22 protein-coding genes and 1 pseudogene are annotated in these 22406 nt (G+C 64.4%); 13 read left to right on the top strand and 10 right to left on the bottom strand.

Annotation, left to right across the window (positions count from 1 at the left end; all coding sequences use genetic code 11):
• Positions 1 to 65: 65 nt before the first annotated feature.
• From lepB to era, 3 genes are read left to right on the top strand one after another with little or no spacing between them, the layout of a single operon-like run.
• Positions 66 to 914, top strand: coding sequence for a signal peptidase I (gene lepB, locus LZ016_RS02545; RefSeq protein ID WP_241445641.1), 849 nt, complete (start codon positions 66 to 68; stop codon positions 912 to 914).
• Positions 911 to 1573 carry a ribonuclease III gene (rnc, locus tag LZ016_RS02540; RefSeq protein WP_241445639.1) on the top strand — a complete coding sequence of 221 codons (663 nt, stop codon included), beginning with the start codon at positions 911 to 913 and terminating at the stop codon, positions 1571 to 1573. The genes lepB and rnc overlap by 4 nt, the downstream gene beginning before the upstream one ends.
• Positions 1570 to 2472 carry a GTPase Era gene (gene era / locus LZ016_RS02535; protein WP_241445637.1) on the top strand — a complete coding sequence of 301 codons (903 nt, stop codon included), beginning with the start codon at positions 1570 to 1572 and terminating at the stop codon, positions 2470 to 2472. Before rnc ends, era begins: the two co-directional genes overlap by 4 nt.
• Here the strand turns inward: era and LZ016_RS02530 are convergent.
• A complete protein-coding gene (locus LZ016_RS02530; protein ID WP_241445635.1) occupies positions 2469 to 3170 on the bottom strand; it encodes an NAD-dependent deacylase in 702 nt (233 codons plus the stop codon). The genes era and LZ016_RS02530 overlap by 4 nt on opposite strands.
• Before the next feature lie 375 nt (positions 3171 to 3545).
• Between LZ016_RS02530 and LZ016_RS02525 the strand changes: the two genes are divergently transcribed.
• The 9 genes from LZ016_RS02525 to nth all read left to right on the top strand — a co-directional run bounded on the left by LZ016_RS02525 (position 3546) and on the right by nth (position 12434).
• Positions 3546 to 5372, top strand: coding sequence for an SGNH/GDSL hydrolase family protein (locus LZ016_RS02525; protein ID WP_241445633.1), 1827 nt, complete (start codon positions 3546 to 3548; stop codon positions 5370 to 5372).
• 249 nt (positions 5373 to 5621) lie between these two features.
• Entirely contained in the window at positions 5622 to 6605 is a 984-nt protein-coding gene (locus LZ016_RS02520; protein ID WP_241445631.1) for a histidine kinase dimerization/phosphoacceptor domain -containing protein, read from the top strand.
• A 47-nt stretch (positions 6606 to 6652) separates the two neighbouring features.
• Complete coding sequence (locus tag LZ016_RS02515; protein WP_241445630.1) at positions 6653 to 7147, top strand: YybH family protein; 495 nt, start codon at positions 6653 to 6655, stop codon at positions 7145 to 7147.
• A gap of 22 nt (positions 7148 to 7169) precedes the next feature.
• Positions 7170 to 7919, top strand: a complete 750-nt coding sequence (locus tag LZ016_RS02510; protein WP_241445629.1) for a DUF72 domain-containing protein — start codon at positions 7170 to 7172, stop codon at positions 7917 to 7919.
• Positions 7920 to 8055: 136 nt separating this feature from the next.
• A complete protein-coding gene (locus tag LZ016_RS02505; RefSeq protein WP_241445628.1) occupies positions 8056 to 8493 on the top strand; it encodes a hypothetical protein in 438 nt (145 codons plus the stop codon).
• 62 nt (positions 8494 to 8555) lie between these two features.
• Positions 8556 to 9272 (top strand): 4-hydroxy-tetrahydrodipicolinate reductase, encoded by a 717-nt coding sequence (gene dapB / locus LZ016_RS02500; RefSeq protein ID WP_241445627.1) that lies wholly within the window; start codon positions 8556 to 8558, stop codon positions 9270 to 9272.
• Complete coding sequence (locus LZ016_RS02495; protein ID WP_241445626.1) at positions 9269 to 10600, top strand: APC family permease; 1332 nt, start codon at positions 9269 to 9271, stop codon at positions 10598 to 10600. The genes dapB and LZ016_RS02495 overlap by 4 nt, the downstream gene beginning before the upstream one ends.
• Entirely contained in the window at positions 10597 to 11676 is a 1080-nt protein-coding gene (locus LZ016_RS02490; protein ID WP_241445625.1) for a pyridoxal phosphate-dependent aminotransferase, read from the top strand. The genes LZ016_RS02495 and LZ016_RS02490 overlap by 4 nt, the downstream gene beginning before the upstream one ends.
• Positions 11673 to 12434: an endonuclease III gene (nth, locus tag LZ016_RS02485; RefSeq protein WP_241445624.1), complete on the top strand. Its 762-nt coding sequence runs from the start codon at positions 11673 to 11675 to the stop codon at positions 12432 to 12434. Before LZ016_RS02490 ends, nth begins: the two co-directional genes overlap by 4 nt.
• Here nth and alr read toward each other — a convergent pair.
• From alr to LZ016_RS02470, 3 genes and pseudogenes are all read right to left on the bottom strand, one after another.
• Positions 12382 to 13341 (bottom strand): annotated as a pseudogene (alr, locus tag LZ016_RS02480) (alanine racemase); the annotation flags it as partial. The gene nth and the pseudogene alr sit on opposite strands and share 53 nt — an antisense overlap.
• A gap of 18 nt (positions 13342 to 13359) precedes the next feature.
• The gene (locus tag LZ016_RS02475) at positions 13360 to 13740 is read right to left on the bottom strand and encodes a GFA family protein (RefSeq protein WP_241445623.1); all 381 of its coding nucleotides are present in this window, start codon (positions 13738 to 13740) and stop codon (positions 13360 to 13362) included.
• Between the two features lie 87 nt (positions 13741 to 13827).
• Positions 13828 to 14178, bottom strand: coding sequence for a UrcA family protein (locus tag LZ016_RS02470; protein ID WP_241445622.1), 351 nt, complete (start codon positions 14176 to 14178; stop codon positions 13828 to 13830).
• Between the two features lie 152 nt (positions 14179 to 14330).
• Here LZ016_RS02470 and LZ016_RS02465 point away from each other — a divergent pair, with 152 nt between their 5' ends.
• Positions 14331 to 15245 carry a LysR family transcriptional regulator gene (locus tag LZ016_RS02465; protein WP_241445621.1) on the top strand — a complete coding sequence of 305 codons (915 nt, stop codon included), beginning with the start codon at positions 14331 to 14333 and terminating at the stop codon, positions 15243 to 15245.
• Here the strand turns inward: LZ016_RS02465 and LZ016_RS15625 are convergent.
• The 6 genes from LZ016_RS15625 to thiD form a co-directional block, all read right to left on the bottom strand.
• On the bottom strand, positions 15242 to 15775 hold the full coding sequence (locus LZ016_RS15625) for a YcxB family protein (RefSeq protein ID WP_241445620.1): 534 nt from the start codon (positions 15773 to 15775) through the stop codon (positions 15242 to 15244). The two genes, LZ016_RS02465 and LZ016_RS15625, sit on opposite strands and share 4 nt — an antisense overlap.
• Complete coding sequence (gene glmS / locus LZ016_RS02455; RefSeq protein WP_241445619.1) at positions 15772 to 17595, bottom strand: glutamine--fructose-6-phosphate transaminase (isomerizing); 1824 nt, start codon at positions 17593 to 17595, stop codon at positions 15772 to 15774. The genes LZ016_RS15625 and glmS overlap by 4 nt, the downstream gene beginning before the upstream one ends.
• A 205-nt stretch (positions 17596 to 17800) precedes the next feature.
• Positions 17801 to 19159: a bifunctional UDP-N-acetylglucosamine diphosphorylase/glucosamine-1-phosphate N-acetyltransferase GlmU gene (glmU, locus tag LZ016_RS02450; protein ID WP_241445618.1), complete on the bottom strand. Its 1359-nt coding sequence runs from the start codon at positions 19157 to 19159 to the stop codon at positions 17801 to 17803.
• A gap of 21 nt (positions 19160 to 19180) precedes the next feature.
• On the bottom strand, positions 19181 to 20320 hold the full coding sequence (locus LZ016_RS02445; RefSeq protein ID WP_277622497.1) for a site-specific DNA-methyltransferase: 1140 nt from the start codon (positions 20318 to 20320) through the stop codon (positions 19181 to 19183).
• 152 nt (positions 20321 to 20472) lie between these two features.
• Positions 20473 to 21144: a ribonuclease HII gene (gene rnhB, locus LZ016_RS02440; protein WP_241445617.1), complete on the bottom strand. Its 672-nt coding sequence runs from the start codon at positions 21142 to 21144 to the stop codon at positions 20473 to 20475.
• Positions 21145 to 21203: 59 nt separating this feature from the next.
• Positions 21204 to 22385: a bifunctional hydroxymethylpyrimidine kinase/phosphomethylpyrimidine kinase gene (thiD, locus tag LZ016_RS02435; RefSeq protein ID WP_241445615.1), complete on the bottom strand. Its 1182-nt coding sequence runs from the start codon at positions 22383 to 22385 to the stop codon at positions 21204 to 21206.
• Positions 22386 to 22406 lie beyond the last annotated feature (21 nt).

The following is a 22406-nucleotide window of genomic DNA, read 5'->3' as shown; positions in this document are numbered from 1 at the left end:
TCAGGCGCCGCGCAAAAACCATCCCCGCTTGACGCGGGGGGTCCGCCCCGAAAGAAGCTCAAGCGATGGCATTCAGTTATGCTCGCCGGGCCGGCGCAAGGGATGGTCGTAAGGAGCGCCGGGGCAGCCTGCTGCGCCTCGTCGTGGAAGTCCTCCTGATCGCCTGGGTGATCCGGAGCTTCGTCTTCGCGCCCTTCAACATTCCGTCCGGGTCGATGCTGCCCGCATTGTACATCGGCGACTACGTCCTCGTCGCGAAGTGGCCCTACGGCTTTTCGCGCTACAGTTTCCCTTGGGATATCCCTTCCTTCGACGGCCGCCTGTTCGGCGATTTGCCCAAGCGCGGCGACGTGGTCGTCTTCCGCGTTCCCGGCAGCGAAGACGATTACATCAAGCGCGTCGTTGGGCTTCCGGGCGACACGATCGCGGTCCAGGACGGCATGCTGATCGTGAACGGGCGGCCCATCCCGCGTCAGCAGGAGGGCACGTTCGCGATGCCGATCTCGGCTAACAGCCCATGCCGGGTCGTCTCGGGTGCAACGGCGATGACTGGACAAACGGACAGCGGCGAACCGGCCTGCCTGTACCCCATCTATCGCGAGACCCTGCCGGCGGGACGGTCGTACCGCGTCATCGATCAGGTCGATAACCCGCGCGCCGACCATGTCGCGCCGATCAAGGTGCCCAACGGCCATGTCTTCCTGATGGGCGACAACCGCGACGACAGCCTCGACAGCCGCTTCACGACTGCGGAAGGCGGCATCGGCTTCGTCCCCGTCGAAAACCTGATCGGTCGGGCGACGACCGTCTTCTGGTCCACCAACGGGACCGCCGAGTATGCGAAGCCGTGGACCTGGTTCAGCGCGCTTAGACGCGACCGGATCGGCAACGGATTCAGCGGCAAAGAGCAATGAGCGAGACCGCGAAGTTCCTTCAGGACACACTCGGATACCGGCCCAAGGACTCCTCGCTCTTCGAACGGGCGCTCACCCATTCAAGCGTCGGGAAGGATAGCTACGAGCGTCTCGAGTTCCTCGGAGACCGCGTCCTCGGCCTCGTCATCGCCCGCTGGCTTTGCGAGCGCTTCCCGAATGAGCCCGAAGGCAAACTCTCCCGCCGCTACAACGACCTCGTGGCGCGCCAGACGTGCGGCGAGATCGGGCGCGGCCTCGGGCTTCCAGCAGTCATCCATGTCGGCAAGCAGGCGCGCGAGGATGGAGCGAACTGGAGCGAAAACGTCGTCGGCGACGTCGTCGAAGCGCTGCTCGGGGCAATGCTGCTCGATGCAGGGCTGGAGCAGGCCGAAAGTTTCATCCGGCGCGCCTGGGAGCCCTTCGTCGAATCGCAGGGCAAGGCGCCGAAGCATCCGAAGTCCGCGCTTCAGGAACTCGCCGCGGCCCGCAACCTCAAATCCCCGGAATATGAGCTTGAACGCAAGAGCGGCGCGCACCATGCCCCGCGCTTCACCGTCCGCGTGTCCGTCCCGGGCCTGGGGGACGCCACGGCGGAGGGATCGAGCAAGCAGGAAGCGGAAACCACCGCGGCCGCCGAACTGTTGAAGAAGGTGCAATGACCGACGCCACACCTCGCGCAGGCTTCGTCGCCGTGATCGGCGCTCCGAATGCCGGCAAGTCGACGCTGGTGAATGCGCTCGTCGGGCAGAAGGTCGCCATCGTCAGCCCGAAGGCTCAAACCACCCGCGCCCGTCTCATGGGCATTGCGATCAAGGAGACGTCGCAGATCCTCCTCGTCGACACGCCCGGCATTTTCGAACCGCGGCGGCGGCTCGACCGCGCGATGGTCGCCGCGGCATGGGGCGGTGCCGGGGACGCGGATCTCATCCTGCTCGTCATCGATGCCGACGCTGGCCTGAACCGTGCAGTCGAGCGGATCGTTGAAAGCCTGCAGGAGCGCCAGCATCCGCTGTGGATCGCGCTCAACAAGGTCGACATCGTGAAGAAGCCCAAGCTCCTGGGTCTGTCCGCGGCGCTGACGGAGCGGCTGAACCCGGACAAGGTCTTCATGATCAGCGCGGCGCAAGGCGAAGGCGTGTCCGACCTCAAGGAAGCGCTTGCCGAGGCTATGCCCGAAGGGCCTTGGCTCTACCCGGAAGACGAAGTCTCTGACGCCACCGACCGCATGATTGCGGCCGAACTGACGCGCGAGCAGGTCGTCAACCAGCTCCACCAGGAACTGCCCTACGCGACGGTCGTCGAGACCGAGAGCTGGGAGGACCGGGAAGACGGCTCAACGGTGATCCACCAGCAGATCCTCGTCGAACGCGACAGCCAGAAGGCGATCGTGATCGGCAAGGGGGGGTCGCGGCTGAAGGCCATCGGCGCAGGCGCGCGCGAGGAAATCATGAGCCACCTCGGCCGCAAGGTGCACCTGTTCCTGCACGTGAAGGTCAATCCGCGCTGGGACGAGGACCGCTCGATCTACCGCGAGATCGGCCTGGAATGGGCCGACTAGCCCAGCAGCTCGTCCACCCACTCGGGCACCAGCTTGCCCGCCGGACCGGTCCGGCTCTCATCGAAGAAATAGCTGCCGAGGCTGGGCTCGAGGTTCATTTCCAGCGTCTTCGCGCCGCAATAGCGGGCAGTCTGGACGAAGCCGGCCGCCGGATAGACTGCGCCTGACGTTCCGATCGATACGAACAGGTCCGCGCGCTGAAGCGCCTCGTCGATCCGCTCCATGTCGTAAGGCATCTCACCGAACCAGACGATATCCGGCCGGACGTGACCAGCGGCACCGCAGTCGGGGCAGACAGCCCCTTCGCCCATTGGCCCCTCCCACGCGAACTTCTCGCCGCAGGCCAGGCACCAGCCGCGGGTAAGCTCCCCATGCATGTGGAGCAGGCGCCTCGACCCCGCCCTCTCGTGCAGGTCGTCGACGTTCTGGGTGACGAGCAGCAGGTCGCCCCGCCATTCGGCATCGAGCCGAGCCAAGGCCTTGTGCGCCCCATTCGGCTGCACCGTACCAAGCTTCTCGCGGCGGGCGTCGTAGAAGGCATGCACCAGAGCCGGGTCGCGTCGGTATGCCTCGGGTGTGCAGACGTCCTCGACGCGATGCCCCTCCCAAAGGCCATCCGGACCGCGAAAAGTGGCGAGGCCACTCTCCGCCGATACGCCGGCGCCTGTCAGGATCACGATGTTTCGAATGTCGGCCATGCCGCAGACTTACGACCCATCACGAGTATCCGCTACGGGTCGAAAGGACATCACCAGGGTACGACGAACCCGATTACTATGAGCGTGAAAAGGGCGGTCAAAAGCCATACATTCGCCCGGCGGCCCAGGACGAAAACCGTGACCAACGCCCTAGTGAAAAAACCGCGTTGAACCCGATGACCCACCACGACGGCTGAACTTTGGTGCGGGGACCGGAAAGTTAGAGTCTGGCCGCGGTTCTTTCCGGACGCCGTACGATTTCAACGGCCGCTGGCGAAGGTGCGCTAAGCAGCTCAATCAATATCCAATTGAAATATAAAGCATTTTGGCTTTCAATCCGTACCGGCGACTGAGTCGAGGCTTGAGAGGCAGGTCATGGGCTACTCCGGTGTCATCGTGTTCGGCGACAGTCTGGTCGACCCCGGAAACGCACTCGGTCTAGCCAACTGGTACGGCAGCCTGCCCTTTACCGAGGACGTCGATGCAGCACCCGCCGCTGCCAAGGGGTATTACGCCGGCAGGTTCACGAACGGGTTCACGTTCGCCGACTTGATCAGCAACAAGTACATCGGCGTCGCGACGAAGCCCGTCTTCCCTTACGAGTATAAGGACCCGTATCTCGGCGTCCGAATAGCGCCGTTCGCATCCGACCCGACGGGTAACAATCTAAATTTCGCGTACGGCGGAGCCCAGATGCGGCGTGGCGACGAGAAGGTTCCCGACATTGACGGTCAGACGGATGCCTGGCGCGATGCCGTCGACGGTGATGCGGACCCCAACGCCCTTCACCTGTTCGCATTCGGTGCCAATGATGTGCACGATCTCGTCCCTAAAACAGGTGCTTGGGCCAGCCTCGCGACCGCCACTGCGACGCTGACCAAAGCGGCCGACAAGTTCATCCACGAAATTCTCCAGACGATCGAGGACGGCGTAAATCACGTGCTCGTGATCGGAGTGCCCGATATTGGCATTCAGCCGTACTACAACGGCCTCACGGACGAAGCGGCACGGCGGGCCGTCGCCACACAATATTCGGCGCTGCTGGACAGCATGACCCAGTCCAGGGTCGCGGCCCTTCAATTACCGGCCGACGTAGAGTTCCGCTACGTGAGCTTCACGCAGATGGCGGCACAAGTGATCGATAAGATCGATGACTTGTACCCGGCCTCGCAGATCTATCCGCTCAATCAGAGCACAGTCGTCTTCTTCGACAAGGCTCACCCGACAGCTCAAGTGAATGCGTTGGGCGCGGCATATCTTCTCGACCAGCTGAACGGAACGGTCTCGGGTGACAAGCTGCCTCTGAACGCGCCTGATTACAGTTTGAACGCCGCCATTAGTGTGAAGGGCGAGGTCGACAGCGTCGTTCTCTCGCTCGCTGCGAACACCACTTACACCCTCAACATGTTGGGCTTGAGCTCCCTCGGTGGCAATTACTCCGTACTTGCGGATTCCACGCTTAAAGTACTCGGGCCGACAGGAGCGGTTATTGGCTCGAACGATGACGGCGGCGTCGGACTGGATGCCAGCCTGACCTTCACGACGACATCGGCTGGCGATTACGTTCTTCAATTAGCCGGCGTTGGCAGCATGACCGGGACGTACAAGCTGCAGGCCGACGGAACTGCGGCAGCCAATACCAACTACTTCGTGACCCACAGTTCGGCGGTCATCCTCGAGCGTGCCGGCGAAGGGACCGACACCGTTTTCAGCAGCGTCAGCTACGTTCTTCAGCCGGAGGCATCGATCGAGCTGCTGAGAACTGCATCCGATGGCGGAACGCCAAGCATCAATCTCACCGGCAACGGCTTGGCCCAGACCATCGTCGGCAATGCTGGCAACAACATCATCGAGGGAAAGTCTGGCGCGGACTCACTGTGGGGCCTCGCCGGGAACGACAAGTTCGCTTTCAGCACGCCCCTTGGACCGGCCAACGTTGATCGGATCTACGATTTCAATGCGGTCGATGACACCATCCTCCTTGAGGATACGATCTTTTATGGTTTGAGCGTTGGAGCTTTGACTGTTGGCGCCTTTGTCGCTGGAGCCTCGGCGCAGCAGGCGGATGACCGTGTCATCTACGACCCGCTTACGGGCTCGCTCTATTTCGATCCGGACGGTGCAGGCGGCGTGGCACAGATCCAATTTGCCACGCTGTCGAGCAGCCTAACGATCTCCGCGGCTGACTTCGTCGTGGTTTGATGAAGAAACTTGAAGCCGATACCCTTCCCAAAGACCATCTCCACCGCGGAGTCGCGGGGCCATTCTCTCCCGGAACGCCGCCGACCGTCAGAATAACGATGTTTGTCAATAACATGTCGGTCTACACATATGTTAGAAGCTTTTGTGCGCGTGTATCGGTGACAGGAAATTCCCGCTTGATATACAGTGGCTTCGACGGGAACTCTTTGACTGGCGGGGGCCACGATCCGGAAGATCCTTCATTCGCGATTGCCGCAGCGTTTCGCCGACCGGGTGCCGCCGTCGCTCCTGGAACTCGCGGTGGGCTTGGCGCTTGCGTTCATCGCCTTTCTCGTTCGCGCGAACCTTACGCCCATTCTCGGCGGCGTCGCCCCCTACGCGACGGTGTTCATTGCCACGGCACTTGCCTCGGTTATTGGGGGCTGGCGCAGCGGGCTCGTCTGCATGCTGGCCGGGCAGATGCTGGTGTCGATCTACATCCTGGAACCGGCGGGGGCTTTTTCTCTTTCGAACGAGCAGCAGCGCAGCACCTTCATCGTTGCGACCATTTCACAGCTCATCCTGCTGCTCATCATCGGCCTCTATCAGCGCGAAGTGGACAAAGGCCTTGCCGAACGTGAGCGTCGGCTCGACCTCCTCGACAAGGCGCTGAACGAGATCGATCACCGCACGCGCAACAATTACCAGACGGTACTCGCGCTGGTTCACCTGCAGGCGCAGCGCGCCGCGGAGCCAAAGGTCAAGGAGGCCCTGCAGCAGGTGACTGATCGCATCCAGGCGATTGCGTCCGCATCGGAGCGGCTGGCGCTCAAGAGCGGCGACCTGGGCCAGATCCGTCTGGACGAACATCTCACCGAACTCTGCGATCAGATCGGCCGCGGACTGTCGCGGGAAGAGATACGGGTAACTTGCGAGGTCGACAGCGTGACCGCGAACGCGGATGCCGCGACTTCCATCTCCATCATCGTCAACGAGCTCGTGACCAACGCGATCAAGCATGCCTTCAACGGCGAGCAGTCGGGCAGCGTGCATGTCAGCGGCAAAGGCGGCGGGGCCTTTGAGTTGACCGTTGCCGACGATGGCCGGGGCATCGCCGCGGTTGGGAAGAGCAAGCGGGCCGGGCTGGGCACCAAGCTCGTCGAAAGCTTCGTGCAGCAGCTCGACGCGCACCATGAGGTGATATCGAGCGAGAATGGCACTATTCACCGCCTCGTCATTCCGAACCTGGAGTAGCGATCGGGTTCCAGTCCGCGTGCGTTCGACATTGGGGAGGACACGCGATGATCATCAAGACTGCAACAGCCCTGGCGCTTGTCACCATGGCATTGTCCGGTTGCAACAAGGAGGCCCCGGCCAAAGTCGACACGGCCGCGATCGAGCAACAGATCCGCGACAATGAAGGGAAGTGGCAACAGAGCTACAATGCGCACGACGCCAAGGCGCTGGCGGCCAATTACGCCGCCGATGCCGCGCTGGCGAACCCCGGCGAACCGCTGATTACGGGCACGGAGGGGATCAACAAGACGACCGCCGGCTTTGCTTCCGATCCGAACCTGAAGGTCGAGTTCGCGGCCGACCGGGTCCAGGTCGCGGCGTCGGGGGACCTCGCCTACACGCGCGGTCATTACACGATGACCACGACCGATCCGGAAACGAGGAAGCCGGTCGAGGGCGCCGGAAGCTATCTGACGGTTTACAAGAAGCAGACCGATGGAAGCTGGAAGGCGGTCGAGGATTTCATCACGCCTGGTCCGGCACCGGCTGCAGCCAAGTAGCGTCGAAGGAGTTACTGCCGTTGTGAGCGAGGGCACGATCCGCATCGGTGTCGGCGGTTGGACGTACGAACCGTGGCGAGGGACCTTCTATCCCTCCGACCTGCCGCAGAAACGCGAGCTGGAATATGCGTCGCGTGCCCTCACGGCCATCGAGATCAACGGCACCTTCTACTCGCGGCAAAGCCCGAAGAGCTGGGAAGCCTGGGGCAAGACCGTGCCTGACGACTTCCAGTTCGCGGTCAAGGCGTCGCGCTACTGCGTCACTCGACCGAAGCTCGCCGAGGCAGGCGAAGGCATCGGCAATTTCTTCGCCCAAGGCATGACCGCGCTCGGCTCAAAGCTCGGGCCGATCCTCTGGATGCTCGCTAAGTTCCGCAGGTTCGATCGCGAGGACATCGCCGGGTTCCTCAAGCTGCTGCCGAGCGAGTGGGACGGCATTCCGCTTCGGCACGCCATCGAGCCGCGGCACGAGAGCTTTCGCGACGAAGCCTTCTACGACCTCTGCCGCAATCACAATGTCGCGATCGTTTACGGGGACGACGACGAGTTTCCGTGCGTCGACGCCGACACGGCCGATTTCCGCTACGCGCGCCTTCAGCGGATGAACGAGGACGTCCCGACGGGATACGACAGTGCTGCGCTCGACAAGTTCGCCGAGCAGGCGCGCGGATGGGTTTCGGGCGGCGATTCCGCCTACATTTTCATGATCAACGGAGCGAAGGTCCGCGCTCCGGCGGCAGCGCAGGCGCTCCAGGCTAGGCTGGCCGTCTAACTGGCGTTAGGCGCGACTCGGTACGGCAGTTTATCAACGCACGCGGAACGCCGTAGTTGTTGCTTCCAGCTTGAGCGCCGGTCCTTTTGGCCGGTCGGCCGCTAGAGAGCGCGGCCCAATATCGGGGGACAATCCAATGCGGAAACTTCTACTCGGCGCTGTTGCGCTGGCTGCCTTCACGTGGGCGCTTCCGGCGTCGGCGCAGGACAGCTCCGTGAAATCGGGTCCATTCTGGCAAGCGAACCGCATCTATGTCGAAGACGGACAGTTCGAGAACTACATGGACTGGCTGACGAAGACCTGGGCGTCGAACCAGGAATTCGCCAAGTCGCAAGGCTGGGTGCTCGAATATCACATCCTCAACAGCGTGAACCCGAGGGACGGTGAGCCCAACATCATTCTTCTCACGCGCTTCAACGACTTTCCTTCTGCCAAAGAGGCAGACCGGCGAGGCGCGCTCATCAACCAGCACATGCAGCAAACGGACCATACCGCCGATTCAGCGAGCGGTGACCGCACCAAGATGCGCAAGCTGATGGGCAGCGCTCTCTACGTCGAGATGCTCAAGCGCTAAGACGGCGTCAGCGCCGGTGCCTGTTGCGCGGGCACCGACGCTGAGCCATCAGTGCCACCACCATGCGCACTGACGACCAGCCGATCCGCATCAGCCTTTTCGCTCCGAACGGCCGCATGGGCATAGCCATTGCTGCGGCGGTGGCCGAAGACCCTGGGTTCGAGATCGATGCGGACCATGGCGACGTGCTCGTAGACTTCTCGGCTCCGTCAGCCCTGCAAGCGAGCCTCGATCGAGCGATTGCGGCAGGGACTCCGATACTGGTCGGCACGACCGGGCTCGACGACTTCGCGAGCCGCCGGATCGCAACCGCTGCGGAGCAGGTTCCCGTCCTTCGCGCGGCGAACACGTCTCTGGGTGTCGCCCTGCTCTCCGATCTCGTGGAGCGCGCCGCGCGCGTGCTTGGGCCGCAGTGGGACATCGAAATCCTCGAGATGCATCATCGGATGAAGGCCGATGCGCCTTCGGGAACGGCCCTCGCTCTTGGCGATGCGGCAGCGCGTGGACGCGAAGCGAAGATGAAAGCGGAGCGCGGACGCGACGGCACCAACCTCAAGCGCGAGGAGGGCGCGATCGGCTTCGCATCGCTGCGCGGCGGAACGGTGGCCGGCGATCATGACGTGATCTTTGCCGGGCCGGAGGAGCGGCTGATCCTCTCCCATCGCGCCGAGAACCGCATGATCTTCGCGCGTGGAGCGCTCGCTGCAGCGCGTTTTCTCGTTGGCAAGCCTGCCGGTCTTTACTCAATGCGCGACGTCATCGGGGCCGACGAAGCTTGAACGAGGCCGCGGCGGCGCCCGCTACGTCTCACGGGCTCGTCCGGCGGCTCGGCCTGTTCGATGCGACGATGCTGGTCATGGGCGGCATCATCGGATCGGGCATCTTCGTAAATCCCGCCGAGGTCGCCCGGCACGTGCAGAGCCCCGGACTGATGGTCGGCGTCTGGCTGCTCGGCGGCCTTATCGCCCTCACCGGAGCGCTGGTTTACGCCGAACTGGCGGCGAGGCGCCCGGAAGTGGGCGGCCAATACGCCTATCTTCGCGACGCCTACGGGCAAACCCCCGCCTTCCTCTACGGATGGTCGCTGCTGCTCGTCATCCAGTCGGGCGGGATGGCTGCGGTCGCGATCACCTTCTCACGCTACTTTAATGATCTGACGGCGCTGCCCCTGTCGGACAGCCTGGTGGCCGTCGCGGCCCTCGCCCTCCTGACGCTCATCAACTGTTTCGGCGTCCGCTCCGGCAGCAATACGCAGAATGCGCTGATGGTCCTGAAGATTGGAGCAATTGCGGTGCTGGTGGTCGCGGGACTCTGGTTCGCACCGGCGAACACCCAGGTACTGCCTCCGCCGCAAGAATCCGGATCCATGCTTGCCGGCATCGCGGCCGCCATGACCGCCGTCATGTTCTCCTACGGCGGTTGGCAGACGTCGAGCTTCGTCGCCGGGGAAATGCGCAACCCGCAACGCGACCTCGCCCGCGGCCTGCTCCTGGGCGTCGTCGGCGTCATCATCCTTTACACGGCGGTCGCATTCATCTGCGTGCAGGCGCTTGGCCCGCAGGGGCTCGCGGAGTCCAAGACACCGGCCAGCGACGTGATGCGGCTCGCGTTTGGCGAGAAGGGCGCTGCCTTCATCGCTCTGGGAATCGCCATCTCGGCACTCGGCTTCCTCAGCCAAGGCATGCTGACGGCGCCGCGCGTCTATTTCGCGATGGCGGAGGACGGCGTCTTCTTCCGCGCGCTTACGAAAGTGAATGAGCACAGCCGCGTGCCCGTTCTCGCAATCGCGCTCCAAGGCGTGGCCGCCGCCGTAATCGCGCTGTCTGGCACGTACGGGCAGATCCTCGCCTATGTCGTTTCCGTCGACTTCCTGTTCTTCGGCCTGACCGGCGCGGCGCTCTTCATCTTTCGCCAACGCGATCCCGAATCCTCGGGCTTCAGGGCTCCCGGCCACCCAATCACGACGGGCATCTTCGTCATCGCCTGTTTCGTAATCGTCGCCGCAACCGTCGCGAACAATCTGGCGAATAGCCTGATCGGCTACGCGATCCTGCTCCTCGGCATCCCCGCCTGCCGCTTCTGGCAACGCAGGAACCAAGCCGCGTGACCGGCCGCATCATGCAGTCCGACTACATGCACTGGGCCAAGTTCAAGCCGCCCGTGCGCTACGCGCTGACCTCCAGCGAAGTGGCGCATTTTCGCATGGACCGGCTGCCGCTCGCCCTCGCCAACCTCGACATGGATGGCGCGAGCCACCCGCGTTACGCGCCCCTGCGGGAGGCGATGGGCAGGCGCTACGGCTTTCCGGTGGAGCAGATCGTTGCGGCCGACGGGACGTCGATGGCGAATTTCCTCGCGATGGCGGCGCTGATTTCTCCCGGCGACGAGGTGCTGATCGAGCAACCGACCTACGAACCGCTGATCGGAGCTGCCAGCTTTCTCGGCGCCGAGATCAAGCGGTTCGACCGGCGGGCTGAAGACGGTTTTTGCGTCGATCCGGCCGCTGTGGCGGGAGCGATGAGCGATCGAACGCGGCTGATCGTCATCACCAACCTGCATAATCCGAGCGGCGCACTGATCGAGGAAGACGTGCTGCGCGATCTCGGCGCGCTCGCCGCCGACCGGAACGCCCGAATCCTGATCGACGAAGTCTACCTCGACTCCGCCGTTCCGCCGCGCAGCAGCGCCGCCCGTCTCGGTCCCGAGTTCGTCTGCACGAACAGCCTGACCAAGGTCTACGGCCTGAGCGGACTGCGTTGCGGGTGGATCCTTGCGGAGCCGGAACTTGCCGAACGGATGTGGCGGCTGAACGATCTGTTCGGCGTGAACCAGGCGCATCAGGCCGAGCGCCTAGCCTGCATCGCGTTCGAGCATCTCGACGAGATCAACGCCGGCAACCCTGAAATGCTGGCCGCCAACCGAGCCCTGTGGAACGAGTTCGCTACCGCCCGGGACGATCTCCAGTGCATGCTGGCTGAGCACGGAATCACTGTCTTCCCGCGCTGGACCGGCGGCGACACGCAGCGGATCGAAGACCGCCTGCGCGAGGAATACGACGCCGCAATCGTGCCTGGCCGCTGGTTCGAAATGCCGGGGCATTTTCGCGTCGGCCTCGGCCTGCCCATGACGGACTTCGCGGAAGGCCTTAGCCGCCTCGGACAAGCGCTGGACGACCTCCGATGAATCGCGAGCAGATCTTCGAATTCTTTCGCAGGCTGGCCGAGGAGAACCCCTCGCCGACCACTGAGCTGGAGTATGAGAACCCCTACACGCTGCTGGTCGCGGTCGTTCTTTCGGCACAGGCAACAGACGCCAGCGTCAACATTGCGACGCGGCCCCTGTTCGCGCACATCAGGACGCCCGAGCAGATGGTCGCCTTCGGCGAGGAACGCCTGCGCGACGCGATCAAAACGATTGGCCTGTTCAACACCAAGGCGAAGAACGTCATTGCGCTCAGCCAGGCGCTGATCGACCAACATCACACCCAGGTGCCGCGCACCCGCGAGGAGTTGGAGGCGCTGCCCGGGGTCGGCCGCAAAACCGCGAACGTCGTTCTCAACACGGCATTCGGTGAGGAGACGTTCGCCGTCGACACGCACATCTTCCGCGTCGGCAATCGCACCGGCCTCGCCCCCGGCAAGGACCCGCTTCAGGTCGAGCTCAAGCTGGAGAAGGTCGTCCCGCAGCCGTTCCGGCTGAACGCGCACCATTGGCTGATCCTGCACGGCCGCTACATCTGCAAGGCACGCACGCCCGAATGCTGGCGCTGCCCGGTAATCGACCTCTGCCGTTACAAGCCGAAGACGCCGCCTCCGGGGACTAAGCCCAGCGCCTCTCGAACCGCGAGCCCAAGGTCGTCAGCAGCTCGTACTGCGACAGGCCGGAAGCCTCGGACGCCGTCGGCAAATCGTAGTCGATCTCGACCCACTCGCCTTCCCTGAGGTCCCTCGCGACGTCGCAGCCGACCGCGATCAGGTCCATCGATACGCGCCCGAGCACCGGCAGCGCATATTCACCCGCGAAGACGACCCCCTTCGACGAGAACCCGCGCAGGTAGCCATCCGCATAGCCGACGTTGAGAATGGCGGCCTCGGTGTCCTCGCGGGCCTCGAACGTGGCTCCGTATCCGCAGCTCTCGCCCGCGCGGATCGTGCGGCGCTGCACGACCTGCGCCTCGACGTGCGCGACGCGGCGGATTTCGCCTTCCGCCTCGTGCCGCGGGATGCCGCCGTATAGGGCGAGTCCGGGCCGAACGAGGTCGAAGCTATAGTCCCGGCCGAGGTAGATGCCGGCGGAATTGGCAAGGCTGTACCGCTTCGCTGCCACCGCCGCGGCGACTTCGCGGAAGCGCGCGAGCTGCGCGGCGTTGAGATCGCTGTCCTCGTCGGCGCACGCGAGATGGCTGTGCAGCGTCTCGATCGCGAGACCGTCGAGCACGGCTACTTCTTCCGGCCGCAGACCGAGGCGGTTCATGCCGGTGTCTATCATCACGTCGCAAGGCCCGCCGGCGCCAACTTCTTTCCACCGCGCGACCTGCTCGACCGTGTTCAGCACCGGCCGCGCGTTGAGCCCCGCTGCCGCCTCGATATCGTCAGGACCGACGCCGTGGAGGACGGCGAGGTTCGCATCCTCGGGGATGCGCCCGAGCTCTTCGGCCTCGGCCCAGATCGACACGAAGAAGTCGCGGCAGCCGGCCTCGTAGAGCGCGTCGAAAGCCTCGCGAGCGCCGAGGCCATAGGCGTTCGCCTTGATTGCCGCACCCGCGATAACGCCGGCATGCTCGGCGAGCGTCCGCCAATTGTGGACAAGCGAGGCGCGATCGATCGTCAGGCGAAGGGGGCGGTGCATCGAGCGGCGATAATGCGGTCAGTTCGAAGCGTCGAGGCGCGCTTTCGACTGTTCCCAGTTCCGCCCGTCGAATTCCTCGATCACGAGCTCGACGGGCTCGTCGAAGCAGTTCGCGTTCACGCTCCAGCAGTCGGGATGCGAGCGCGGCTGGTAGAAGCTCTTCACTCCACAGGTCGAACAGAAGAGATGGTCTGCCGCCCCTGTCCCGAAGCGATAGCTTTGCAGCGCGTCACGGCCCGTCAGGAGTTCGAAGTCGCCATGCGCAACCATCACGTGGAGGAAGCCGGTCATCGAGCAGATCGAGCAATTGCAGTCGAGCGCGGGCACGGGGCCGTCGGGCAATTGCATGGTGAAGCGGACCGCGCCGCAATGACATCCGCCTGACATCTCTCTGCTCATGCGGCGCTGGTATGACGGCCGCCTGCTCCGGACAAGGCGAAGGGCGCCTCGGGGGTGCGAGGCGCCCTTCTGGGAGTGGGCCGGACGTTACCGGCTTGCGGTGATGGCGATGGTCGCTCCACGCTGGGCGGCGGCGAGAAGCGCCTCACGCTCACCGGCGGCGCGGCCGACTGCGTCCTTGCGGCACTGGCGGACCTCGTTCTTGCCCTTCACGTCGACGTCGGACGCGGTGCCGCAAACGTCACGGGCGGCGAGCGATAGACGCTTCTGAAGGACGCGTTGGCCCTGCTCGCTCGAAAGATCGAGGTCGGAGGTGTGGACGTAGCTGGTGTAGGTCTGGACCTCCGGCGAAGCGGGTTCAGCGAGCGCCGGCGCCGCCTTAATCGCGCCTGCAGTGATCAGTGCGGAGATCAGGACGATGCGAAGAGTGTCTTTCATGGTCGCTATCCCTTTGATTTGTTGGGACCGGTTTCCCGGAGCGACCTTCCATCTAGTCCTTCACAACAGTTCGCGGGAGCAACGAGTTCGTGCTATGGTTCTGCAAAATTGCAGAACGGAAGTAGCGCCTAAAGGCGCTAGATTGACCGCAGATGATGGACTGGAACGACCTTCGTTACTTCCTGGCGGTGGCTCGCGACGGCAGCACCCTTGCCGCCGCGCGGGTGCTTCGCGTTAGCCAGACGACGGTCGCGCGCCGTATTGCCGCGCTAGAGGAAGCACTCGGTTTTCCGCTCTTCGAGAAGAGACAGGCCGGTTACGCGCTGACGCCGGCAGGCCAGGATTTGCTAAAGCGAGCCGAAGGCGTCGAGACGGCCGCCAACTCCTTCTCCGAAGCAGCCTCGGCCCAGTCGCGCGACGTCACCGGCATCGTAAAGATCACGACCGAGGAGGTCTACGCGATCACCATCCTCGCGCCGCTCCTGCGCGAACTCCACGAGACACACGGGGAGATCGTGATCGAGCTCGATACCAGCCAGCAGGTTCGCGACCTTGGCGCGGGCGAAGCAGACATTTCCCTGCGAAGCACGAAGAATAGCACGCAGCTTTCCGCCGGCCTCGTCGGCCGCCAGCTCTGCATCGACGATTGGGCGCTTTACTGCAGCCGGGATTATGCCAGCCGCCACGGCGTGCCGAGGAACCGCGCCCAGCTGCGGCAGCACGCCTTCATCGGCGGCGGCGGCGGCAATTTGTGGATCCACTATCAGAACTGGCTCCAGACGCTCGGCCTGGAAAGCAACGTCGCCATGCACCACGCGACATCGGGAGGATTGCTGTCCGGCGTCCGCTCAGGCTTCGGGATTGCGGTGCTGCCGTGCATCGTCGCGGACAGCGATCCCGATCTTGTTCAGTGCCTCCCGCCGCGCGGAGAGCATGGCCGCGTCCTGTGGCTCTTCACGCACGAACGAGTCCGCCACACGCCGCGCGTGCGCGCCGTCATCGACTTCCTTTACGAGCGCCTCAGCCGCCACGTCCGGCAGCTCGAGGAGAAACGAGCCGCTGCCTAAAGGCGGTGATGCCGTTCCCAGTGATGCTTGGCCGCAGCGGCGAACGCATCGAAGTCCGCACGGGTAGCAAAAGCGCGCTCAGGCACGATGAAGGCTTGGTGCCGCGTCGAATAGACAAAGACGCGCGTATCATCCTCGACGATCCTGGGGACTGCGGACCAACGCACTTCGGTCTTGCCGCGTGAGGATTCTGCGCGAAAGCAGTCGGCAGCAACTGTGAACGTCTGCTCCCTCAGGATGTCGCTGCGCCGCGCCATTCGGTCGAGTGCCCAGGCGCTAATGTCGTAGCCGAAGCGGTGAAGCAGCAGGTACACTACGAGCAGAGCGAGCAAGGCAAAAGCGTAGGGCAGCACCCGCGTCGAGCCATTCAGCATGCAAAGCGCGATCAGCAGCGCGGCGAGGGCGAACAACACCCATGCCAGCTTGAACAGCCAGCCGACGATCCGCGGGCGGCCAAGCTTGGCGAGAGCGAGGAAGTCCGCTCGATCGTAGCGGAACGGCAGCGTGTGAGGGCCGCCGGTCTCGCTCACTCGACCGTGACGCTCTTCGCAAGGTTGCGCGGCTGGTCGACGTCCGTCCCCTTCGCAACGGCCACATGATACGCCAGCAGCTGCACCGGCACCGCGTAGACGAGAGGCGCGATCAGCGGGTGCACCTCCGGCATCTCGATCGTCGCGATGCAGCCCTCGCCCGCCTCTTCGAGCCCCTTGGCGTCGCTGATCAGGACGATCTTGCCGCCGCGCGCACGGACCTCCTGCATGTTGCTGACGGTCTTCTCGAACAGCGGGCCCGACGGCGCGAGCACGATGACGGGCACCGCCTCGTCGATGAGTGCGATCGGCCCATGCTTCATCTCGCCCGCGGCATAGCCTTCCGCGTGGATGTAGCTGATTTCCTTGAGCTTCAACGCGCCTTCGAGCGCCAGCGGATAGTCGGGACCCCGGCCGAGATAGAGCACGTCGCGCGCAGGGGCGATCAGGTGCGCCATCGCCGCGATGTCGTCGTCATGGCCGAGCGCTGCGTTCAGCGCCGCCGGCGCTTCCTGCAGGTGGGCGACGATCTCCTGCTCTTCGTCGCGGCTGAGACGGCCCTTCGCTCGCGCCAGGTTCGCGGAAAGCGCCGCGAGAACGGCGAGCTGGCAGGTGAAGGCCTTCGTTGAAGCGACGCCGATTTCGGGCCCCGCGTGCGTAGGCAGGAGCAGGTCCGCCTCGCGCGCCATCGAGCTGGTCGGGACGTTCACGACCACGGCGATACGTTGTTGCTCGGAACGCGCGTGCCGCAGCGCAGCTAATGTGTCGGCCGTCTCGCCCGATTGGCTGATGAAGAGCGCCAGGCCGCCCGGCTCCAGCACCGGCTGGCGGTAGCGGAACTCGCTGGCGACATCGATGTCGACGGGGACGCGGGCGAACTGTTCGATCCAGTATTTCGCAACCATGCCCGCGTAGAAGCTGGTGCCGCAGGCGACGATGGTGACGCGTCCGACTGTCGCCAGGTCGAGGTCGCCGGTCGGCAGCGCGACCTCGCCTTCGAAGGGACGCACATAGCTCTGGAGGGTCTGGGCAACCACGATCGGCTGCTCGAAGATCTCCTTCTGCATGTAGTGCCGGTAATTGCCCTTCTCGACCGGCGCCGACGAGGCTCCGGACTGGACGACCTCCCTCTCGGCCGGCTCATTGTCGCGGTCGAAAATCTCGATGCTGTCGCGGCGAACCACCGCCCAGTCGCCCTCGTCGAGATAGGCGATGCGCTGCGTCCACGGCGCCACGGCAAGCGCGTCGGAGCCGAGGTAATTCTCACCATCGCCATAGCCGACGGTCAGCGGTGCCCCCATGCGGGCGCCAATGATCAGGTCGGGATAGTCGCGGAACAGGAAGGCGATGGCGAAAGCGCCCTGCAGCCGCGGAAGGACGGTGGCGACGGCGTCCTGCGGCGAAGCGCCGGCCTCGACTTCGCGGGCGACGAGATGGGCGACAACCTCCGTGTCGGTCTCGCTTTTGAACTCGCGCCCATCGGCGATGAGCTCCTCGCGAAGCGGCTTGAAGTTCTCGATGATGCCGTTGTGAACGATCGCCACCGGCCCCACGATGTGCGGGTGGGCATTGTCGACCGTTGGCGCCCCGTGCGTCGCCCAGCGAGTGTGAGCGATGCCGATCGTTCCCCCGAGAGGATGCTGCGCCAACTCTCGCGCGAGATTGTCGAGCTTGCCCTCGGCCCGGCGCCGTTCAAGCTCGCCATGGTCGATCGTGCAGATGCCGGCACTGTCATAACCGCGATACTCCAGCCGCTTCAGCCCATCGAAAAGGCGCTGAGCGACCTCGGACTTGCCAACAATTCCAACGATTCCGCACATAGACCCTCACTGGACGATCACGTCCGACCCGTGGGTTCAGCCGTACTAGGTCCATTTTGGATGTAAACATCTCCACATTGGACCGGCCAATTCCTCGTAACCGTAAGCGGAATAACGGAAATCCGCTCCACATTCGCTTCAGAGGGTCCAGTTTGGTGTCATCTCGAGGCGACCTCGCGCGAACGAGTTCGATTATTGCGTGGATTTAGCCGACAGCCTTCTTCGCCTGCATCTTCTCGCGGAAGCGGCGTGCCCAGCCGGCGATGCCGCGTTGCTCGCTTCTCTCGACTGCGAGGCTATCGGCCTCGACGTCCTTGGTGATCACCGAACCGGCGCCGACGATCGCGCCCGCGCCCACGGATACCGGAGCAACCAGCGCCGTGTTGGAACCGATGAAGGCGCGCTCGCCGATCACGGTTCCGTACTTGCCGAAGCCGTCGTAATTGCAGGTTATCGTGCCCGCGCCGATGTTGGCGTCGGCACCGACGTCGGCGTCGCCGATGTAGCTCAAGTGGTTGGCCTTCGCACCGGGGCCGAGCACGGCCTTCTTCACCTCGACAAAGTTTCCAACCTTGGCCTTCTCGCCGATCTTCGCCCCGGGGCGGAGCCGTGCGAACGGGCCGATGACGGCCTTGGTGGCGATGGTTGCGCCTTCGATGTGGCTGAACGCCTTGATCGTCGCTCCATCGGCGACTTCGACGCCGGGGCCGAAGACGACGTGCGGCTCGACCGTCACATCCCGGCCGAGCTTGGTGTCGGCGGCAAACCAGACGCTCTCGGGGTCGATCAAAGTCGCGCCGTCCTGGAGCGCCTGCTCGCGCCGGCGGCGCTGCCAGTCGAGCTCGAGGTGGGCGAGCTCGGCGCGGCTGTTCACGCCTGCGGTCTCGTACGGATCCCCTTCGATGACGACCGCGTCGCGACCCTCTGAAGCGGCGACGTTAACAACGTCGGGCAGGTAAAATTCGCCCGCGGCATTGTCGTTTCCGACCTTGTCCAGCCAGCGGAACAGGTCCGTCGCGCGGACCGCCATCATGCCGCTGTTGCAGAGGCGGACGGCGCGCTCCTCCTCCGTCGCGTCTTTATACTCGACCATCTTGGCGATGTGGTCGCCCTCGCCGAGGATGATGCGCCCGTACTTTAGCGGATCGTCGGGCGTGGACGCCAGGACGACGACACCCGGGCCGCCGTCGCCATCGAGGCGATCGAGCATGCGCTTCAGCGTCTCCGGCTCGACGAAAGGCGTGTCGCCGTAGAGGATCAGGACGGCGCCGTCGTACCCCGCGAGCGCATCCGCAGCCTGCTGCACCGCATGTGCCGTGCCCTTCTGCTCCGCCTGATGCGCAATCAGGACGTCGCGCCCTGTCAGCGCCGTCTCGACCTGATCGCGGCCCTTGCCGACGACCACGACGCGCTTCTCGGCGCCGAGCCGGTCGACGCTGTCGAGCAGGTGCATCAGCAGCGCCTTGCCGGCGATTGGATGCAGGACCTTGTGCGTGTCAGAGCGCATGCGGGTGCCCTGCCCCGCCGCGAGGATCACGACTGCGAAATTGGGTGTGTCGCTCATTCGGGTGCGAGCAATGGCACCTTAGCTGAGACCGGCCAAGTGCCTTTGCCGGAGCGCGTCGATCGGCTGGAGCAAACCACACTCTTCGACATGCCAGAAGCTCCAGCCGTTGCAGGATGGGGCGCCCTGCAGCGCGGCGCCCACCTTGTGGATCGACCCGGCATGCAGTTCGCAGGCGATCGAGCCGTCCGCACAGACCTTGGCCTGCCACCGCCGTTTGGAGTCCGTCAGCATCGTCCCCGGTGCGACCATGCCGCTTTCCACGAGCAATCCGAACGCGACACGCGGCGCGGAACGCTTGTCCGGTACCACCTGCATCGCGCTCTCATCGAGCGGAAGGGTCGACGCGATGCGCTGCTTCGCGACTTTCACGTAGGACGGTTCGCGCTCGATGCCGATCCAGCGGCGGCCGAGGCGGCGTGCGACGGCCCCCGTCGTACCCGTGCCGAAGAATGGGTCGAGCACCACGTCGCCCGGCTTCGTGCAGGCGAGCAGGATGCGGTAGAGCAGCGCCTCGGGCTTCTGCGTCGGATGGGCCTTGATCCCATCCTCGTCCTTCACGCGCTCCTGGCCACTGCAGATCGGCAGGACCCAGTCGGACCGCATTTGCAGGTCGTCGTTGAGCGCCTTCATCGCGCGATAGTTGAAGGTGTAGCGCGCCTTCTCGTCTTTCGCGCACCAGATGAGCGTCTCATGGGCATTGGTGAACCGGGTGCCGCGGAAGTTCGGCATGGGGTTCGCCTTGCGCCAGATCACGTCGTTGAGGATCCAGAAGTCGGCGTCCTGCAGAAGCGAGCCGACGCGGAAGATGTTGTGATAGCTGCCGATGACCCAGATCGTGCCGTTGTCCTTGAGGATGCGGCGGGCCTCGGCGAGCCATTCGCGGGTGAAATCGTCGTAGGCGCCAAGGCTGTCGAACTTGTCCCACTCGTCGTCGACTGCGTCGACACGGCTGCCCTCTGGACGGAACAGGTCTCCGCCGAGCTGCAGATTGTAGGGCGGGTCCGCAAAGATCATGTCGACCGACTTGTCCGGAAGGCGCGCCATTTCGGCGATGCAATCGCCCATAAGAATCTGGTCCAGCGGCAGCTCCCGCTTGGGCTTTGCCGTGCGCGAGCGCACACGGATCTCCGGCTCCGCAATGCGGGCAATTAGGTTCATGCGACTGGCCCCTTCTCTCGGCAGGAAAGGTGAGTCAGGCCCGACTCGCGGTCAAGCGAACAGAGGTTAACGCGGTTCGGCCGGCGGGTGGAACGAAGAGAGTCCATGAGGACTCCGCCACAACATATTGAGTCTGCGGGGTCCGTGGGGACTCAACCGATGGTGGTGTGACTCAAAGGACTCGCGGTCGCGATTTCAGAAAGACCGAGCTCCGGCTGGGCTGCCGCGGCGATCATATCGCGGACCAAGCCGAAGCTTTTGCGGTGCAATGGCGTCGGTCCAAGCTCGCGCAGCGCGCGACGATGATCGGGCGTCGGATAGCCGCGGTTCCGCTCCCAGCCGTAGCCGGGATAGGTCTCCGCGTGCTGCACCATCATGCGGTCGCGCGTGACCTTGGCGATGATCGATGCGGCGGCGATCGAGCGGCACTTGGCGTCGCCGTCGACAATCGCCTTCGACGGGCGCTGCCACTTCGGACAGGCATTGCCGTCGACGAGCACCCAGGCGGGTTCGACGCCCAGCGCCTCGACCGCGCGAGTCATGGCGAGCATCCGCGCCCAGTAGATGTTGATGCTGTCGATCTCTTCGACGCTGGCAATTCCGACGCCGAAGGCGGCGACCTTTGTCAGGCGCGCGTAGATCGCCTCACGCTTTTCCAGCGGCAGGTTCTTCGAATCGTCGATCCCGCGCGGAAACTTGTCGCGGCTGAGGATGCACGCCGCGGCAACCACCGGACCCGCGAGCGGAGCGCAACCCGCTTCATCCACGCCCGCGAGCGGTTGCGGGAAGTCGAGCTCGATCTTGAAGGAGCAGCGGCGCGGCATGGCTCAAGCCTATGAACAGGCTGCCTGAGTCGCCAGCCGTCGAATCGCGAAATTGTGGATTAATCGATCCGCCAGGGCGGGAAGCGGCGCGCTTCGCCGGCCTTGTAGAGGAAGATGATGTTGCCCGAGGGGTCGCGAAGTCGCGCCTCGCGCCACATCCACGGCTGGTTGCGGGGCGCGTGCTCGAACGGAATTCCGGATCGTGCCAACCGCTCGACCTGAACGTCGAGGTCGTCGCATTCGAGATAGACCGCCGTCGTCGCGGAGATCTTCTCTTCGGGATCGGCCTGGATCGACAGAGTCGCGCCGCCCGCCGTTTCGAAGCGGGCGTACTGGTTCTCCGGGCTGTCGACGATCTGTTTAAGCCCAAGCAGCGCGTAGAAGTGAACGGACTTGGCATAGTCGTTCACGGTCAGCGTCACCTGGTTGAGCCGCGGCCCCGGCCCGACATCGAGGCGAACGTCGCCGGAACCGACGGGCCCCGACCCCTGCCCCAGGACGGGCGCCGCATGGAGCGCAACGCGTACGAAAGTCCGTGCACGCTCGACCGCGGAGGAAAGGCTGTCGCCACGACCGAGGAAGGTCGCAATGGCGCTCGCCATCGTGCACCCGGTGCCGTGAGTGCTGCTGGTATCGATGCGATGACCTTGCCAGCTCGTCATATTGTCGGTTTCGATCAAGGCGTCGGCGAGCGCGTCGCCTTCCTCATGGCCGCCCTTGATCAGCACCGCGCAGCCATGATTGCCGACCAGGCCGAGCGCGGCGGACACCGGGTCGTCCTGCCCGCTGAGCTTGGCCAGTTCCGGCAGGTTCGGCGTCGCGATCGTCGCGATCTCCATGAGCTCGCCGAAGGCCTCGATCGTCGCATCGTCGGCGAGAACCGAGCCGCTGGTCGCAATCATCACCGGATCGAAGACGATCGGCAGGTCGGGCTGCTCGTCCTTCAACGCCTTGAGACGCCTCGCAACCTGTTCGGCCGCGAAGGCGCTCCCAATCATGCCGATCTTCACTGCATCGACGCCGATGTCCGATACGACCGCGTCGATCTGCGCGAGGATGATCTCTGCAGGCACCGGGTGCACTGCCGTGACGCCGAGCGTGTTCTGGGCGGTGATCGCGGTGATCGCCGTCATCGCGTGACCGCCGAGCATGGTGATGGTCTTGATGTCTGCCTGGATGCCCGCGCCGCCGCCGGAATCGGAGCCGGCGATGACGAGAACGCGCGGAACGACTGCGGTCATGGCGACCTTTCGCGAGCCTCG

It is taken from the genome of Sphingomonas telluris, from assembly GCF_022568775.1.
Classification (GTDB): Bacteria; Pseudomonadota; Alphaproteobacteria; order Sphingomonadales; family Sphingomonadaceae; genus Sphingomicrobium; species Sphingomicrobium telluris.
The sequence above is the reverse complement of the archived record's forward strand: the minus strand, read 5'-3'. Positions and strand labels throughout refer to the sequence as shown.